The sequence below is a fragment of the Streptomyces bacillaris genome, assembly GCF_003268675.1.
Taxonomy (GTDB): domain Bacteria; phylum Actinomycetota; class Actinomycetes; order Streptomycetales; family Streptomycetaceae; genus Streptomyces; species Streptomyces bacillaris.
The window spans coordinates 6369197-6385616 of record NZ_CP029378.1 but is presented as its reverse complement, the minus strand read 5'-3'; the positions used below and the strand labels follow the sequence as shown (position 1 = coordinate 6385616).

The following is a 16420-nucleotide window of genomic DNA, read 5'->3' as shown; positions in this document are numbered from 1 at the left end:
GCTCGGCCCGTAAGGGCGTTCGGCGTGGGGCTCCGCCTGTGGGGATGTTCCCGCTCCGCGCGCAGGGGCGCGGTCAGGCTCCGCCCGTGTGGACCTGGAAGGCGGCTCTGCGGACCGCCTTGGCCAGGGCCGGGTCGGGGTGAGCGGCGGCCAGGGCGACCAGGACCTGGACCGTGCGCGGGTGGCCGACGGCCCTGACCTCGTCGAGCAGGGCCGGGACGGTGCCCTGGACGGCGGAGTCGAGGTGGCGCACCAGCAGCCCGGTCTCGCCGTGGTCCGCGACGGCGGCGGCGGTGTCGACCCAGAGCCAGGTGGCTTCCTCCCGGCTGAGGATCTCCTGCGCGTCGTCCGGGTCGACCCCTTCGTACTCCGCGAGCCAGAGCAGGGCGTAGGGGCGCAGCGAGGAGTGGTCGACCACCGCGCGGACCTCGGGCTCGGCGGGGGCGCCGACGACGCGCAGCGCCTCGAAGGCCAGGCCGCGCAGGAGGGCGTCCTCGCCCCGGGCGACGGCGAGCAGTTCCGCGACGGCGCTGCCGACCGTACGGGCGGCGAGCCAGGCCCGGTACTCGTCGCGGGCCGGTCCGGGGGTGAGCCGGGCGCAGCCGAGGAGCATGTCGGCGGCGGACTGCTCGATGTTCCCGGCCGGGCTCTGGGCGGCGACGCAGATCTGTTCCAGCTTGACCCAGACCGCCCAGTTGCCGAGCGGGGTGAGGGTGGCGTGGCCGTTGCCGAGGGTCAGTGCTCCGACGGCGGCGAGGCCCTCCAGGGCCCAGTCCAGCAGCAGGGCGTCCAGGTCGGCGTTCCGGTCGGCCGAAGGCGCGGGAGCGGGCGCGGGCACGGATGTCGGCGCCGGTGCCGGGCGTCCGTCGGCCGGAGCGCTCTCAAGGGGCGCGCGGCCGGCCCCGTACGGCACTTCGCAGCGCTCCTCCTGGAGTTCGGCGATGCGCTGCGCGAGGAGGTCCAGCAGGGCGGGCACGGGAACGGGGCCCGCGGAGAGCTGGAGGAGGGAGAGCACCTGGGGCACGGCCTCGACGGCTTCCGCGACCGCGCCGGTCTCGATGCCCTCGGGCGCCGCGTGGACCAGCGACCAGGCGTCGAAGAGCGCCACCCAGCCGCGGAGCACGGCCGAGTCGTCCCGGTCCCAGGCCCGCAGCCGCCAGCCGGGGCGGGCGGTGTCGCCGTGCAGCTCGATGAGGCCGGCCAGCCGGGCCCGGTCCCAGCCCGCGCGCACCTGGGCCGGGGAGAGTTCCAGGGCGGTCGCGGCCCGTTCGAGCGCCTGGGCGGCGAGCGGGGCGGAGCTGCCGGGGGCCGGGGCGCCGGCCGCCCAGTGGGCGATGCGCACGGCGTCGGCGAGGACCGCCCTGGCCTGGCGGGCCAGTTCCGTGCGGGGAGGGGTGCCCTCGGGGGGCCGGGGGGCCGGCCTGGTGCGCCGGGTGGACACGGCCCTGCGGGCGGTGGCGAGGGGTCGCGGGCGGACAAGTCGCAGCCTGGAGTCGCGCGGGGTACGGGACGTCACGGGAGCAGTCTTGCCCCTGACGGCCCGAAAGCCCAAACGGAAGGCGTTTCCCCGCTACCGGCACCGTTTCGCGGGGCCCGGTGACCAAAGGGACCGATCCCCGCATCACCTCACATCAGGGGCGTGAGGAAGCGCCGGAGGGTCTCCTCGTAGCGGCCGGGGTCGGCGTTCCACATCGACGCGTGCGGAGCCTGCCGTACGGCGTGGAGGCTGATCAGGTCCGGGCGGCGTGCGGCCAGTTCCCGGGAGGGGCCCCAGGGGGCGATGGTGTCGTCGGGGCCGTGCAGGATCAGCGTCGGGGCGGGCAGCGCGTCGGGCAGGGCCGGGTCCAGGAGCGGGTCGGAGGCCATCCCGGTCCGGCCCTGGGCGGCGCGGACGGCCAGCGGCAGCAGGGCGGCGGGGACCCCGCGGGCGACGGCCAGGGCGCGCAGGGTGGTCTGCCAGTCCAGGACCGGGGAGTCCAGGACGAGGCCGCCGATCCGTTCGCGGAGCGGGGAGCTGACGGCCGCGTGCAGGGCCATGGAGGCGCCGGTGGACCAGCCGTACAGGATCACGCGCCGGGCGCCGTAGCGGACGGCGAAGCGCATGGCCGCGTCCAGGTCGCGCCACTCGGAGGCGCCGAGGTGGCCGAGGCCGTCGGCGGGACGGGGGGCTCCGGGGTCTCCCCGATAGGCGAGGTCCAGCACGGGGAGGTGACGGTCGGCGAGGAAGCCCATCAGGTTCATGGGGTGGTCGCGGGTGGTGCCGAGCCCGTGTGCGGTGATGACCCAGGTGTCGCGCTTGCCGGGCACCCACCAGGCGGGCAGTCCGCCCAGTTCGCCGGGGATCTCGACCTCCCGGTGCTCCAGGCCGAGGGCGCTGCCCGGGTCGCCCCGGTACAGCTCGGGGGTGAGGCGGACCTTGTCGCCCGGCTCCAGGGTGCCGGTGTCGATCTGCTCCAGCCTGCGGACGACGGTGTCGGCGGTGGTCTCCGCCCCCTCGACGACGGGGCCGACCACCGCGTGGACGCCGGGGCCCTCGATCCCGTACGTACCGGGGCGGAGCGCGGTGAGGGAGCGGGTCAGGGTGATCCGGCCGGGCGCCGTGGCGTGGACGGTGAGCCTGCGGTCGGCGGGGAGGGGCCGTCCGGGGGCCGCCTTGAGGGCGGCGTCGCTGGCGTACCGGCCGGCCGCGACCGCTGCCGCGCCGGCGCCGAGGATCGTGGTGACGGCCGTTGCCGTCGCAGTTGCCGGGCGCACCGCTTCAGTGTCGTGGGGCGGGCGGCGCGGTGCCAGTGGGCGGGGGCCGTCCGGTGCGGCGCCCACTCCCCCGGCCGGCCGGGGGCCGCGGCGGCCACGGACGCGGACGGCCGAGGGGCGCGCGGGGCCTGGAGCCCGGAGAGCCAGGGGCGCGGGGCCGGGGACCCAGGCGGCCAGGGGGCACGGAGGGCCAAGGGGACGCGGGGGGCCGGGAGCATGGAGCGACGGAGGGGGTGGGCCGTCAGCCCTGCTGTCCGTATCCCTTCAGCGCTTCCGTCACCTCGTCGAGCTGGGCGCGGCTGAGCAGGGACGGGCTCAGGCCCGGTACGGCGTTCGCGGTGAGCCAGAGGCGGCAGAGCCACTCCAGCTGGGCGGTGCGCTCGTAGGCCTGGTCGAGGGTGGCGCCGTGGGTGACGGTGCCGTGGTTGGCGAGCAGGCAGCCGGTGCGGCCGCGGAGGGCGGTGAGCATGGCGTCGGCCAGCTCCGGGGTGCCGTAGCGGGCGTAGGCGGCGGTGCGGACGGGGCCGCCGAGGATGGCAGCCGCGTAGTGCACGAGCGGCACCTCGGTGACGAGCGTGGAGACGGCGGTGGCGTGCACGGCGTGGGTGTGGACCACGGCAGCCGCGTCGGTCTCCCGGTAGACCGTGAGGTGGAGGGGGAGTTCGCTGGTCGGCCGGAGCTTCCCGAGGACCTGGCGGCCGTCGAGTCCGACGCCGACCGCGTCCTCCGGTCCGAGGCGGTCGTAGGGCACCCCGCTGGGGGTCACCAGGACCAGGTCCCCGACCCGGGCGGAGACATTGCCCGAGGTGCCGACGACCAGCCCGTCGGCGGCGCTGCGGCGGGCGGTGTCGACCACCTCCCGCCAGGCCCGGGCGACGGATTCCGGCTGCTGCTCGCTCATGGGGCGAGCGTAGGGGTGACGGCCCGGAAGCGGAACGTGATCCCCCACGTGACGGGGATCTCTTCCGGGCCCGGGACCGTCCGTCAAAGTCTTCGCCAACGAGGGGTAAAGGGCAGCCCAGCCGGTGCCCCAGGGGCCCCGCACAGCCCCTCGCGCACACAAACGGAACCGGCGCACTCCGGTTGGAGACACCACGGCGCCCCGCTCAGTTCATCTTCCGTTCACCCAGGTTGCCTACGGTCCACGAGCCACTGACGTCGAACGATTGCCTGGGTAAATGGAACACATCACGCTGCTGCTTGCGATTGTGGTCGTAACAGCTCTCGTGTTCGATTTCACGAACGGTTTCCACGACACCGCCAACGCGATGGCGACCACCATCTCGACCGGCGCGATGAAGCCCAAGACAGCGGTGGCCATGTCCGCCGTTCTCAACCTGATCGGCGCGTTCCTGTCGGTGGAGGTCGCCAAGACGATCTCCGGCGGGATCGTCAACGAAGACGGCATCAGAACAGAGGTCATCTTCGCGGCGCTCGTCGGCGCCATCCTGTGGAATCTCCTGACCTGGCTGCTGGGCCTGCCGTCCAGCTCCTCCCACGCCCTGTTCGGCGGTCTGATCGGTGCCGCCGTGATGTCGGCCGGCTGGTCCTCGATCAATGGCGGCACCGTCGTCACCAAGGTGCTGCTGCCCGCGATCGCGGCCCCCCTGGTCGCCGGTATCGCCGCGATGCTGGCCACCCGGCTCACGTACCGGATCAACCGGAACGTCACCGACCCGAACCAGCAGAAGTCGACCGCCAAGGGCTACCGGGCCGGGCAGATCGCCTCCGCCGGTCTCGTCTCGCTCGCCCACGGCACCAACGACGCCCAGAAGACGATGGGCATCATCACGCTGGCGCTGGTCACCAGCGGTGTCCTGGCCCCCGGCTCCAACCCGCCCATGTGGGTCATCGTCTCGGCCGGCATCGCCATCGCGCTCGGCACCTACCTCGGTGGCTGGCGCATCATCCGCACCATGGGCAAGGGCCTGACCGACCTCCAGCCGCCGCAGGGCTTCGCCGCCCAGACCAGCGCGGCCACGGTCATCCTGGCCTCCTCGCACCTCGGCTTCTCGCTCTCCACCACGCAGTCCTGCTCCGGCGCCGTCATGGGCGCGGGCCTCGGCCGCAAGGGCGGCGTGGTCCGCTGGTCCACCGCCACCCGGATGTTCGTCGCCTGGGGTCTGACGCTCCCTGCCGCCGCCCTGGTCGGTGCCGGTGCCGAGTTCCTCACCAAGCAGGGTCCGTGGGGCGTGGCCGCCACCGCGGTCATCCTCGTCGGCGGCTCCTTCGCCATCTGGGTGGCCTCGCGCCGCGAGCCGGTCGACCACACCAACGTCAACGACACCGAGGCCACGTCGGCGGACGAGCCGCAGGGCGTCGTCACCACCGCCATGGCCGCGGTCGCCCCGCCGCCCACCGCCGGTGCGGTCCCCGACCTCTCGACCACCATCCCGGCCCCGTCCGCGGCGCCCGACGACACGCCCCGCCCCGCGGCCACGGTGTAAGGACAGATCCGCATGAAAATCGACTGGGCAGCTCTCGCCTCCGTCTTCGGTGTCAGTCTCGTCGTCACCGTCGCACTGGTCGGCGTCTTCACCCTGGGCATCGTCGCCCTCTCCAAGCTCTCGGCCCCGGCCGACGGCACCACCCCCGCCGCCTCCGGCGGCACGGCAGCGCTGGCGCGCACCGGCGCGTACGCCGCCTTCGCGGCGTGCGTGGCGGCGGTCGCGTACGGCATCTATCTGATCGTCGCCTGACCCGCGCCGACCCACTCCATCGGGCCGGACACACCACCGTGTGTCCGGCCCGCTGCGCGTCCGCGTGTGCGTCTGCGCACACCGGGCCTCCGCAGGTCAACAGCAAGTTGACGGCCGTTCTCGCAGCGTGGTGGACTGCCTGGGCCATTACGGCGACAGGAGAGGAAGCCGGTGCGAATCCGGCGCGGTCCCGCCACTGTCACCGGGGAGCACTCCCCCACACCGGAGTCACGGCCCGCCGCACGCGGGCTGGAAGGCCGGGGGAACTGCGGATCCGGGAGCCAGGAGACTCTCGTCGCCGGACACGTCGAACCAGGGCGCGGACCCTGAGTTAAGGACCTGACGCCATGCCTGGCCGCCGAGCGCCGCAACTGCCGCCGTTGCCGTTGTTCCCGTACGTGCCGCTGTTCCCGTACGCCGGAACCTCCCGCCCCACGACGGCCTGACCCCGTGCGTGCCGATCGCGCTCCCCTGCGCGCCGATCGCCTTCCCGTACGCGCCGACCGCGCTCCTCTGCGTGCCGGGCGCGTCTTCGCGTACGGCGCCACAGCCGGGCTCGTCGCCGACGCCCTGCTCGGTGACCCCCGCCGGGGGCACCCCGTCGCCGGTTTCGGGCGGGTGGCCGCGCGCGTGGAGTCGCTGCTGTGGCGGGACGACCGGGGCCGGGGCGCGCTGCACACCCTCGTCTGCGCCGGAGGCGCCGTGGGGGCCGCCGCGCTGACCGCCCGTGCCGTACGGGGGCGCCCCGCGCTCGCCGTCGCGCTGACCGCCGCCACCACCTGGTCGGTCGTCGGCGGTACGTCGCTGGGCCGGGAGGCCCGCGCCATCGGGGGCGCGCTGGCCGCCGGGGACCTGGAGGTGGCCCGGGAGCGGCTGCCGCATCTGTGCGGGCGCGATCCGCAGGCCCTGGACGGGCCGGGGATCGCCCGCGCGGTGGTGGAGTCGGTCGCGGAGAACACCTCGGACGCCGTCGTCGGCGCGCTGGTGTGGGGCGCGATCGGCGGAGTCCCGGGGCTCGTCGGCTTCCGGGCCGCGAACACGCTGGACGCGATGGTCGGCCACAAGTCGCCCCGCTACCGCCGCTACGGCTGGGCCTCGGCCCGCCTGGACGACATGGTGGGCTGGCCGGGCGCCCGGCTGACCGCCGCGCTGGCCGTGGTGGCCGGCGGGCGGCCCGCGGAGGCGGTACGCGCCTGGAAGGCGGACGCGCACCGGCACCCGAGCCCGAACGCGGGCCCGGTGGAGGCGGCGTTCGCGGGGGCGCTCGGCGTACGGCTCGGCGGCACGCTCGCGTACGCGGGGCGCGTGGAGCACCGGCCGGTACTGAACGGGGCGTCCGGGCGGGAGGTCCGGGGCAGCGACATCGAGCGGGCCGTACGGCTCTCGCGACGGGTGAGCGCGCTGGCCCTGGGGGTGTGCGTGGCGGGACGGTTGGTGGCCGGGCACCTCGTCGCGGCACGGAAGCGGGGGCGGGCATGACAGGCGTGGGCGCGAGCGGTACGGCATCGAGCGGTGCGGTACGGGAACGGAGGCGGGCATGAGCGGCGGCGGGCTGCTGGTCGCGGGGACGACCTCCGACGCGGGCAAGAGCGTCGTCACGGCGGGCATCTGCCGCTGGCTGGTGCGCCGGGGCGTGAAGGTCGCGCCGTTCAAGGCGCAGAACATGTCCCTCAACTCCTTCGTCACCCGCGAGGGCGCGGAGATCGGCCGTGCCCAGGCCATGCAGGCCCAGGCCGCCCGGGTGGAGCCGACGGCCCTGATGAACCCGGTGCTGCTCAAGCCCGGCAGCGACCGGTCCAGTCAGGTCGTGCTGATGGGGAAGCCCGTCGGTGAGATGAGCGCCAGGGGGTATCACGGGGGCCGTCAGGAAGCCCTGCTCGGGACGGTCACGGACTGCCTGGAGCAGTTGCGGTCCACGTACGACGCGGTGATCTGCGAGGGCGCCGGGTCACCGGCCGAGATCAACCTCCGGCGCACCGACATCGTGAACATGGGGATCGCGCGGGCCGCCCGCTTCCCCGTGCTGGTCGTCGGGGACATCGACCGGGGCGGGGTCTTCGCCTCCTTCTTCGGCACCACGGCCCTGCTGAGCCCGGAGGACCAGTCGCTGGTCGCGGGGTATCTGGTGAACAAGTTCCGGGGTGACGTCTCGCTGCTGGAGCCGGGGCTCGACATGCTGTACGGGCTGACCGGGCGGCGTACGTACGGGGTGCTGCCGTACGCCCATGGGCTCGGCATCGACGAGGAGGACGGTCTGCGGGTCTCCCTGCGGGGTGCGGTGCGCGAGTCGGTCGTGGCGCCGCCGCACGGGGAGGACGTGCTGCGGGTCGCGGTCTGCGCGGTGCCGTTGATGTCCAACTTCACGGACGTGGACGCGCTGGCCGCCGAACCGGGCGTCGTCGTGCGGTTCGTGGACAGGCCCGATGAGCTGGCCGACGCGGACCTGGTCGTCGTGCCCGGCACGCGCGGCACGGTGAAGGCGCTGGCCTGGCTGCGCGAGCGCGGTCTCGCGGAGGCGCTGGTGCGGCGGGCGGCCGAGGGGCGTCCGGTGCTGGGGATCTGCGGCGGGTTCCAGGTGCTCGGTGAGCGCATCGAGGACGAGGTGGAGTCGCGGGCGGGGGTCGTGGACGGGCTGGGGCTCCTTCCCGTACGCATCCGCTTCGACCGGGCCAAGACGCTGGCGCGGCCGGTGGGTTCGGCGCTCGGTGAGGTGGTGGAGGGGTACGAGATCCACCACGGGGTGGCCGATGTACGGGGCGGGGAACCGTTCCTGGACGGCTGCCGGGTCGGGTCGGTGTGGGGCACGCACTGGCACGGGTCGCTGGAGAGCGATGCGTTCCGGCGGCGGTTCCTGGAGGAGGTGGCCCGGGCCGCCGGGCGGCGGTTCGTACCGGCGCCGGACACCTGTTTCGGGGTGCTGCGGGAGGAGCAGCTGGACCGGCTCGGGGATCTGGTGGAGGAGCACGCGGATACGGATGCGTTGTGGCGGTTGATCGAGGGGGGTGCGCCGCCGGGGTTGCCGTTCGTGCCGCCCGGGGCCCCTTCGGTGCCGGGTGACGTGGGTGCGGGTGCGTCGGAGAGCCGGGGCGCTGCCCCGGGCCCCGCTCCTCAATCGCCGGAGGGGCTTGATTTTGCCGGGTCCGCCGGGCTCGAGCAGGAAGCTGAACAGCATGTCGACGAGGAGGCCTTGTGAGTACGCCCTATCCCTTCACCGCGATCGTCGGGCAGGACGACCTGCGGCTCGGGCTGTTGCTGAACGCCGTCAGTCCGGCCGTCGGCGGGGTGCTCGTGCGGGGTGAGAAGGGGACCGCCAAGTCCACCGCCGTGCGGGCGCTGGCCGCGCTGATGCCCGAGGTCGCCGTCGTACCGGGGTGCCGGTTCTCCTGCGACCCGGCCTCGCCCGACCCGGCGTGTCCCGACGGGCCGCACGCGGAGGCGGCCGGGGTGGCGCGGGCCGCGCGGACCGTGGAGCTGCCCGTGGGCGCGTCCGAGGACCGGCTCGTGGGGGCGCTGGACATCGAGCGGGCGCTCTCGGAGGGCGTGAAGGCGTTCGAGCCGGGTCTGCTGGCCGACGCGCATCGCGGGATCCTTTACGTGGACGAGGTCAACCTCCTCCACGACCACCTGGTGGACCTACTGCTGGACGCGGCGGCCATGGGTGCCTCGTACGTCGAGCGCGAAGGCGTCTCCGTACGGCATGCGGCACGGTTCCTGCTGGTCGGGACGATGAACCCGGAAGAGGGCGAGCTTCGGCCGCAGTTGCTGGACCGGTTCGGGCTGACCGTGGAGGTCTCCGCGTCCCGGGACACCGACGAGCGGGTGGAGGTCGTCCGGCGCCGGCTCGCGTACGACGACGATCCCGAGGGGTTCGCCGCGCGCTGGGCCGAGGAGGAGAACGCCCTGCGGGAGCGGATCGCGGGTGCGCGGGCCCTGCTCTCCCGGGTCGTGCTCGGTGACGGCGTGCTGCGGCAGATCGCCGCCACCTGCGCCGCGTTCGAGGTCGACGGGATGCGGGCCGACATCGTGATGGCCCGGACCGCGACCGCGCTCGCCGCCTGGGCCGGGCGCGAGGAGGTCACCGCCGACGACGTACGGCAGGCCGCCCTGCTGGCCCTCCCCCACCGGCGGCGCCGCAACCCGTTCGACGCGCCGGGCCTGGACGAGGACAAGCTCGACCAGACTCTGGACGAGGCCGGCCCGCAGGAGAACAGCGACGGCGACGACGATCCCGACCCCGGCCCGGACGGCGGGGGCGACGGCGGTGGGGGCGGTGGCGTGCCGCCGCAGGCCGACGGGGAGGACCGTACGCCTCCACAGCCTCCGCAGGGGCAGGGCTCCGAGGGCGACTCTCCGTCCCCGGCCCCCGAGGGCTCGCCCGACGCGCCCGGGCGGACCGCCGGAGGTGAGCAGCAGCCCGTGGCCGCCGCCGAGCCGTTCCGTACGAAGATGCTCAGCGTGCCGGGGCTCGGTGAGGGCGCTGCGGGGCGGCGCTCCCGGGCCCGTACCGAGCACGGGCGTACGACCGGCGCGCGGCGGCCCGAAGGAGCGCTGACCAAGCTGCACCTGGCCGCCACCGTGCAGGCCGCCGCCCCGCACCAGCACGCGCGCGGGCGCAGCGGGCGCGGGCTCGTGGTGCGCCGGGACGATCTGCGGCAGGCCACCCGGGAGGGGCGGGAGGGCAACCTCGTGCTCTTCGTCGTGGACGCGTCCGGGTCGATGGCGGCCCGGCAGCGGATGAGCGCGGTCAAGGGGGCCGTGCTCTCGCTGCTGCTGGACGCCTACCAGCGGCGGGACAAGGTCGGTCTGGTCACCTTCCGGGGCAAGGAGGCCGAGGTGGCTCTGCCGCCGACCTCGTCCGTGGACGCGGCCGCCGCCCGGCTGGAGTCGCTGCCGACCGGGGGCCGCACTCCGCTGGCCGCCGGGCTGCTGAAGGCCCATGACGTGCTGCGGGTGGAGCGGCTGCGCGATCCGTCGCGGCGGCCGCTGCTCGTCGTCGTCACGGACGGGCGGGCGACCGGCGGTCCTGAGCCGGTGGCGCTCGCCGGGCGGGCTGCGCGGCTGCACCGCTCGGAGGGGACGGCCTCGGTCGTCGTGGACTGCGAGTCGGGGTACGTACGCCTCGGTCTCGCCGGGGAACTCGCCCGGGAGCTGGGAGGCACCGCCGTCACGCTGGACGAGCTGCGGGCCGACTCGATCGCCGGGCTCGTCAAGGACGTCACCGCAGCCGGGAGGGCCGCTTAATGCCGCAGGGACAGCCGATATCGGTGCCGGACGACGGGCTCACCACCCGTCAGCGCCGCAACCGCCCGCTCCTGTTCGTCCACACGGGCATCGGGAAGGGCAAGTCGACCGCCGCCTTCGGGCTCGCGCTGCGGGCCTGGAACCAGGGGTGGCCGATCGGGGTGTTCCAGTTCGTGAAGTCGGCGAAGTGGAAGGTCGGCGAGGAGAACGCGCTGAAGGTGCTGGGCGCGAGCGGTGAGGGCGGCACCGTCGACTGGCACAAGATGGGCGAGGGCTGGTCCTGGGTCCAGCGCGACGGCCAGCTCGACAACGAGGAGAAGGCCCGCGAGGGGTGGGAGCAGGTCAAGCGGGACCTGGCGGCGGAGACGTACAAGCTGTACGTGCTCGACGAGTTCGCCTATCCGCTGCACTGGGGCTGGATCGACACCGACGAGGTCGTCGAGGTCATGCGGAACCGGCCCGGCACCCAGCATGTGGTGATCACCGGCCGCAACGCGCCGGACGCGCTGATCGAGGCCGCCGACCTGGTGACCGACATGTCGAAGGTCAAGCACCCGATGGACGCGGGGCAGAAGGGCCAGAGGGGCATCGAGTGGTGAGTGTGCCCCGTCTGGTCATCGCCGCTCCGGCCTCCAACAGCGGCAAGACCACCGTCGCCACCGGTCTGATGGCCGCCTTCGCCGCGCGCGGACTGGCCGTCTCGCCGCACAAGGTGGGCCCGGACTACATCGATCCGGGCTACCACTCGCTGGCGACGGGCCGCCCCGGCCGGAATCTCGACGCGTACATGTGCGGGCCGGAGCTGATCGCCCCGCTCTTCGCGCACGGGTCGGCGGGGTGCGACCTCGCCGTGGTCGAGGGCGTGATGGGGCTGTACGACGGTGCCTCGGGGCAGGGGGAGCTGGCGTCGACCGCGCAGGTGGCGAAGCTGCTCAAGGCGCCGGTGGTGCTGGTGGTGGACGCCTCCTCGCAGTCGCGGTCGGTGGCGGCCCTGGTGCACGGGTTCGCCTCCTGGGACCCGGAGGTGCGGATCGGCGGGGTGATCCTGAACAAGGTGGCCTCCGACCGGCACGAAGCGCTGTTGCGTGACGCGTTGGACGAGTCGGGGCTTCCGGTGCTGGGCGTGATCCGGCGGGCCCCGCAGATGGCGACGCCCTCGCGCCATCTGGGGCTGGTCCCGGTGGCCGAGCGGCAGGGCGATGCGGTGGACGCCGTACGGGCCATGGGTGAGCGGGTGCGCGCCGGGTGCGACCTGGACGCGCTGCTGGCGCTGGCGCGGACGGCGCCCGCGCTGCCGGACGAGCCGTGGGAGCCCGCGTACGCCCCTGCGGACGGCCCCAGGCCCGTCGTCGCCGTGGCGGGCGGGGCCGCGTTCACCTTCGCGTACGCGGAACACGCCGAGCTGCTGACGGCGGCCGGGGCGGAGGTCGTGGTCTTCGACCCGCTGCGGGACGAGAAGCTGCCGGCGGGGACGTCGGGGCTCGTCATCGGCGGCGGGTTCCCTGAGGTGTACGCGCCCGAGCTGTCGGCCAACGAGCCGCTGCGGCGGGCGGTGACCGAGCTGGCCCTGAGCGGCGCCCCGGTCGCGGCGGAGTGCGCGGGGCTGCTGTATCTGGCGCGGGAGCTGGACGGGAAGCCGATGTGCGGGGTGCTGGACGCGGAGGCCCGGATGTCGGAGCGGCTCACGCTCGGGTACCGGCAGGCGGTGGCGGTCTCGGACAGCCCGCTCGCGGCGGCCGGGACCCGGCTGCGGGGGCACGAGTTCCACCGGACGGTGCTGGAGCCGGGGGCGGGTCCGGCGCCCGCCTGGGGGATGCACCAGCCGGAGCGGCGGGTGGAGGGGTACGTCCAGCGGGGCGTGCACGCCAGCTATCTGCACACCCACTGGGCGGCCTCGCCGGAGGTGGCCCGGCGGTTCGTGGAGCACTGCCGGGCGCGGTGAGGCGTACAGGGGCGCACAAAGGCGTGCGCGCGGCTCACTCCGCGATGCCGACCACCAGCCAGATGAAGCCCACGCCCCCGACGGTGCAGAGAAGGGTGGAGCGGGCGGGATGGGTGTGGTGTGCCTCGGGAAGAATCTCGGCGGCGGCCAGGTAGAGCAGGGCTCCGCCGAAGAATCCGAGATAGCCGCCGAGCAGTTCCTCCGGAAGGGTGAACAGCAGCGTCGTCGCGGCGCCCACGACCGGGGCCACGGCGGCCGCGAAAAGCATCAGGAGCGCCTTGCGGCGGGCGTTCCCGTAAAGACTGGTGAGGGTGTACGTGTTGAATCCGTCGGCGAAGTCATGACTGATCACGGCCAGCGCCACGGCCACGCCCATGGAACCGCTGATCTGGAAGGCGGCGCCGAGCGCGATGCCGTCCATCAGGCTGTGGCCGACCATCGCGGCGGCCGCCGCCAGCCCCACCTGCGGCACCCGCTGCCCGTCCGCCCCGTGTGCCACCTGGCGGGCGGCGAGCAGCCGCTCGACCAGATGGGCCACCAGAAAGCCGCCGACGAACAGCAGCAGCGCCGCGGGCACCCCGAACACCGGCGTGCCCGCGGCCTCCAGGGCCTCCGGCAGGAGGTCCAGGCCGACCACGCCGAGCATCAGCCCGCCCGCGAGGCCGAGCACCAGGTGGCGGCGGTCGGTGACGCGTTGCGCGACCCAGCCGCCGGCCAGGGTCATCAGGAACGCGCCGAGCGCGACGAACACCGCCATGGGGTCTTGCTAGCCGATCGACCCCGTCGGCCGCATCTCAGGGTGTCCTTACCCACGGCCCTCTCCCCGGCGGCCCCGCCCGCCACGGGGACCGGGCCCGTGACCGTATACGGAACAGCTCCACCCCCCACCGCTTGATGTGAAAGGCAGGCCCCGCCATGACGACCCCCACCCCTGAGCCCGGTGTGCGGGACCTGGTCGTCGGGGTCGGTGCCCGGCGCGGTGTGCCGGCCGACGAGGTGTACGGCCTGATCGAGGCGGTGCTGCGTGGTGCCGGGCTGCGGACCACCGATGTGGTGGAGGTGGCGACCGTCGACGCGAAGGCGGACGAGCCCGGGATCGTCGGGGCCGCCGCCCGGCTGGGGGTCGCGGTGCGGTCGCATCCGGCGGCGGCGCTGGCCGGGGTGCGGGTGCCGAACCCGTCGGACGCGGCCGCCGGTTCGGTGGGCACGCCCTCGGTCGCGGAGGCGGCGGCGCTGATCGAGGCGGACGAGCTGGTGGTGGAGAAGTCCGCCGGAAAGGGACGCGCGACCTGTGCGGTGGCCCGCCGTTTTCCGGCCGTCCTCCCGTCATTCCCCGTTTCCGGCGAGAAAACTTCCACCCCACTCGTGACGGAAGGCCCCCGCCCGTTCACCATGGCAGCCATGAATCCCCCCACGCGTCCCCCCACGCGGGACATCGAGAGCGCCGGGCCCGACCTGCGGCACCACGGCGACGCGGAGGTGCGCGGCGAGAATCTGACCGATCTCGCCGTGAACGTCCGCACCCACACCCCACCGGAGTGGCTGCGCCAGCGGATAGCCGCGTCCCTGGTCTCGCTGGCCGCCTATCCCGACGGCACGGCGGCCCGGGAGGCGGTGGCCGAGCGGCACGGACTGCCGGTGGAGCGCGTCCTGTTGACGGCGGGCGCCGCCGAGGCGTTCGTCCTGATCGCGCGGGCGCTCCCGGCCCGCTGCCCGGTGGTGGTGCATCCGCAGTTCACCGAGCCGGAGGCGGCGCTGCGGGCGGCCGGGCACGGGGTGGGGCGGGTGCTGCTGCGGGCGGAGGACGGCTTCCGGCTCGATCCGGCGGCGGTGCCGGAGGAGGCGGACCTCGTGGTGGTCGGCAACCCGACGAACCCGACGTCCGTGCTGCACCCGGCGGCCCTGCTGGAGCGGCTGGCCAGACCGGGGCGGACGCTGGTGGTCGACGAGGCGTTCATGGACGTGGTGCCGGGCGAGCGCGAGGCGCTCTGCGGGCGTACGGACATCCCGGGGCTGGTCGTGCTGCGCAGCCTGACCAAGACCTGGGGGCTGGCGGGGCTGCGGATCGGCTATGTGCTGGCCGAGCCGGAGACCGTGGCGCTGCTGGCCGAGTCCCAGCCGCTGTGGCCGGTGTCGTCCCCGGCGCTGGCGGCGGCCCAGGCGTGCATGGAGCCGCGGGCGCTGGTGGAGGCGGCCGAGGCGGCGGACCGGATCACGGTGGACCGGGCCCATCTGCTGGCCGGGCTCGCGGAGTTCAGCGAGGTGCGGGTGGTGGAGGAGGCGCGGGGCCCGTTCGTCCTGGTCCGGCTGGAGCGGGCGGCGGAGATCCGGGAGCGGCTGCGGCTGCTGGGCTTCGCGGCCCGTCGCGGTGACACGTTCCCGGGGCTCGGGCCGCAGTGGCTGCGGCTCGCCGTGCGGGACCGGGCGACGACGAACCGCTTCCTCCAGGCCCTGGACCAGGCGGTGCAGGCGCTGCCCGCGCGGACGGGGCGCTGAAAGCCCTCGTAAGGCGTTACGGCCCCCTCGGGGCGGCGTTCCGTCGTACGGACGCCGCCCCGAGGTCCCCCGTACGCGGGGGTCAGCCCTGGCTGCTGCTGCGCCGGCGTGCGACCACCGTGGCGCCCGCGCCGACCGCGAGCAGCAGGGCCGCGCCGCCCGCGAGGTACGGGGTGGAGGAGCTGCCGCCGGTCTCGGCGAGGTTGGGCGTGGTGTCGGAGCCGGTCTGCGGCTTCGTACCGGCGCCGCCATCGCCCTGGTCGCCGCCGGTCGAGCCGGTGGAACCGCCCGAGGAGCCCCCCGTGTCTCCGCCCGTGGAACCACCGTCCGAACCTCCGGTGGAGCCTCCCGTGTCACCGCCCGTCGAGCCTCCGGTGGAGCCGTTCGTGGCCCCGCCGTCGGTGGTGCCCGGCTTCTCGGGCTTCTTCGGGGTCTCGCAGGTGGCCCCGGCGAGGGTGACCTCGCCGTTCACCTCGGCCACGTTGAGGTCGAGCGGGTTGACCGCGACCTTGAGCTGGAGCGCCGTCGCGGCGGCCGTACGGGAGGTGGTCTCCGTCTTCGACAGGTCGAGGCTCACCTCACCGACGCCCGGCACCGCCACCCGGGTCGGCCCGCCCGCGGAGAGCGTCACCTTCTTGCCGAGCACCGAGACATGGCCGAGCACGTTGGACTCGGCGACGGGCGCCTTGCCGACCTCGCAGAGCGCCTTGGAGGTGACCTTCTCGACCTCGATGAGCGAGAGCAGCGGCAGACCGGGCACATGGACGCGGGCCTTGGCCAGGTTGGTGTAGCCCTCGGCCTTCTTCTCGTCCACGGTCGCGTCGGCCGTGGCCACGTCGGCGCGCAGCACGCTGACCGGCTTTCCGCCCTCCACGCCGTCCAGGTTCACCGTCAGCGCGGTCTTCTCGGCGCTGGCCGGGGCCTGCACCTCGTTGAGCGTGACCTTGAGGGGCACCTGGACGGACTTGTTGAGGAGCGAGACGTCGAGCCCGGTACGGAGCACGACCGCGCTCGCCTTGCCCTCGCCGCCGGTGGCGGGCGTCGCCGGGGCTGCCTGCGCGGGGACGGCGGCAAACAGGGCGACGGGAGCGGCGGCGACCGCCAGGGCAGCGAGACGGAAGGTGTTGCTGTTCAAGATGGTGGAACCCCCACAAGAGACATGGAGCCACCGGCGCAGTCCAATGGGGGACATCGCCTGCGCCGGTGGCATCGACTCCGTGAATCTTTACGCACTGTGGGTGAACTGGCGGACACCTGAAGTGAGTTCACCCCAAAGAGGGGTTTCCGC

General features: G+C 74.4%; 13 protein-coding genes and 1 riboswitch. Of the genes, 8 read left to right on the top strand and 5 right to left on the bottom strand.

Features of this window, described 5'->3' with window-relative positions; genetic code table 11:
• Positions 1 to 73: 73 nt before the first annotated feature.
• From DJ476_RS27765 to DJ476_RS27755, 3 genes are all read right to left on the bottom strand, one after another.
• Complete coding sequence (locus DJ476_RS27765; protein ID WP_112491806.1) at positions 74 to 1441, bottom strand: hypothetical protein; 1368 nt, start codon at positions 1439 to 1441, stop codon at positions 74 to 76.
• 185 nt (positions 1442 to 1626) lie between these two features.
• Entirely contained in the window at positions 1627 to 2754 is a 1128-nt protein-coding gene (locus DJ476_RS27760; protein WP_103418776.1) for an alpha/beta hydrolase, read from the bottom strand.
• Positions 2755 to 2995: 241 nt separating this feature from the next.
• Positions 2996 to 3655: a class II aldolase/adducin family protein gene (locus DJ476_RS27755; RefSeq protein WP_112491805.1), complete on the bottom strand. Its 660-nt coding sequence runs from the start codon at positions 3653 to 3655 to the stop codon at positions 2996 to 2998.
• A 277-nt stretch (positions 3656 to 3932) separates the two neighbouring features.
• Between DJ476_RS27755 and DJ476_RS27750 the strand changes: the two genes are divergently transcribed.
• The 7 genes from DJ476_RS27750 (at position 3933) to DJ476_RS27720 (ending at position 12636) form a co-directional block, all read left to right on the top strand.
• A complete protein-coding gene (locus DJ476_RS27750; RefSeq protein WP_103418775.1) occupies positions 3933 to 5201 on the top strand; it encodes an inorganic phosphate transporter in 1269 nt (422 codons plus the stop codon).
• Between the two features lie 12 nt (positions 5202 to 5213).
• Positions 5214 to 5453: a hypothetical protein gene (locus DJ476_RS27745; RefSeq protein ID WP_053561746.1), complete on the top strand. Its 240-nt coding sequence runs from the start codon at positions 5214 to 5216 to the stop codon at positions 5451 to 5453.
• Between the two features lie 162 nt (positions 5454 to 5615).
• Positions 5616 to 5744: riboswitch (cobalamin riboswitch) on the top strand.
• A gap of 222 nt (positions 5745 to 5966) precedes the next feature.
• Entirely contained in the window at positions 5967 to 6932 is a 966-nt protein-coding gene (locus DJ476_RS27740; RefSeq protein ID WP_103418814.1) for a cobalamin biosynthesis protein, read from the top strand.
• Positions 6933 to 6990: 58 nt separating this feature from the next.
• A complete protein-coding gene (locus tag DJ476_RS27735; RefSeq protein WP_103418774.1) occupies positions 6991 to 8646 on the top strand; it encodes a cobyric acid synthase in 1656 nt (551 codons plus the stop codon).
• Positions 8643 to 10694, top strand: a complete 2052-nt coding sequence (locus tag DJ476_RS27730; protein ID WP_103418773.1) for a putative cobaltochelatase — start codon at positions 8643 to 8645, stop codon at positions 10692 to 10694. The genes DJ476_RS27735 and DJ476_RS27730 overlap by 4 nt, the downstream gene beginning before the upstream one ends.
• Complete coding sequence (gene cobO, locus DJ476_RS27725; protein ID WP_070203786.1) at positions 10694 to 11293, top strand: cob(I)yrinic acid a,c-diamide adenosyltransferase; 600 nt, start codon at positions 10694 to 10696, stop codon at positions 11291 to 11293. Before DJ476_RS27730 ends, cobO begins: the two co-directional genes overlap by 1 nt.
• Complete coding sequence (locus tag DJ476_RS27720) at positions 11287 to 12636, top strand: cobyrinate a,c-diamide synthase (RefSeq protein WP_103418772.1); 1350 nt, start codon at positions 11287 to 11289, stop codon at positions 12634 to 12636. Before cobO ends, DJ476_RS27720 begins: the two co-directional genes overlap by 7 nt.
• Positions 12637 to 12670: 34 nt before the next feature.
• Here the strand turns inward: DJ476_RS27720 and DJ476_RS27715 are convergent, their stop codons facing one another.
• Positions 12671 to 13393: a ZIP family metal transporter gene (locus DJ476_RS27715; protein ID WP_070203779.1), complete on the bottom strand. Its 723-nt coding sequence runs from the start codon at positions 13391 to 13393 to the stop codon at positions 12671 to 12673.
• Between the two features lie 158 nt (positions 13394 to 13551).
• Here DJ476_RS27715 and cobC point away from each other — a divergent pair, with 158 nt between their 5' ends.
• On the top strand, positions 13552 to 15132 hold the full coding sequence (gene cobC, locus DJ476_RS27710; RefSeq protein ID WP_112491804.1) for an Rv2231c family pyridoxal phosphate-dependent protein CobC: 1581 nt from the start codon (positions 13552 to 13554) through the stop codon (positions 15130 to 15132).
• Between the two features lie 82 nt (positions 15133 to 15214).
• Here the strand turns inward: cobC and DJ476_RS27705 are convergent, their stop codons facing one another.
• On the bottom strand, positions 15215 to 16267 hold the full coding sequence (locus DJ476_RS27705; protein ID WP_103418770.1) for an SCO1860 family LAETG-anchored protein: 1053 nt from the start codon (positions 16265 to 16267) through the stop codon (positions 15215 to 15217).
• Positions 16268 to 16420: the final 153 nt, after the last annotated feature.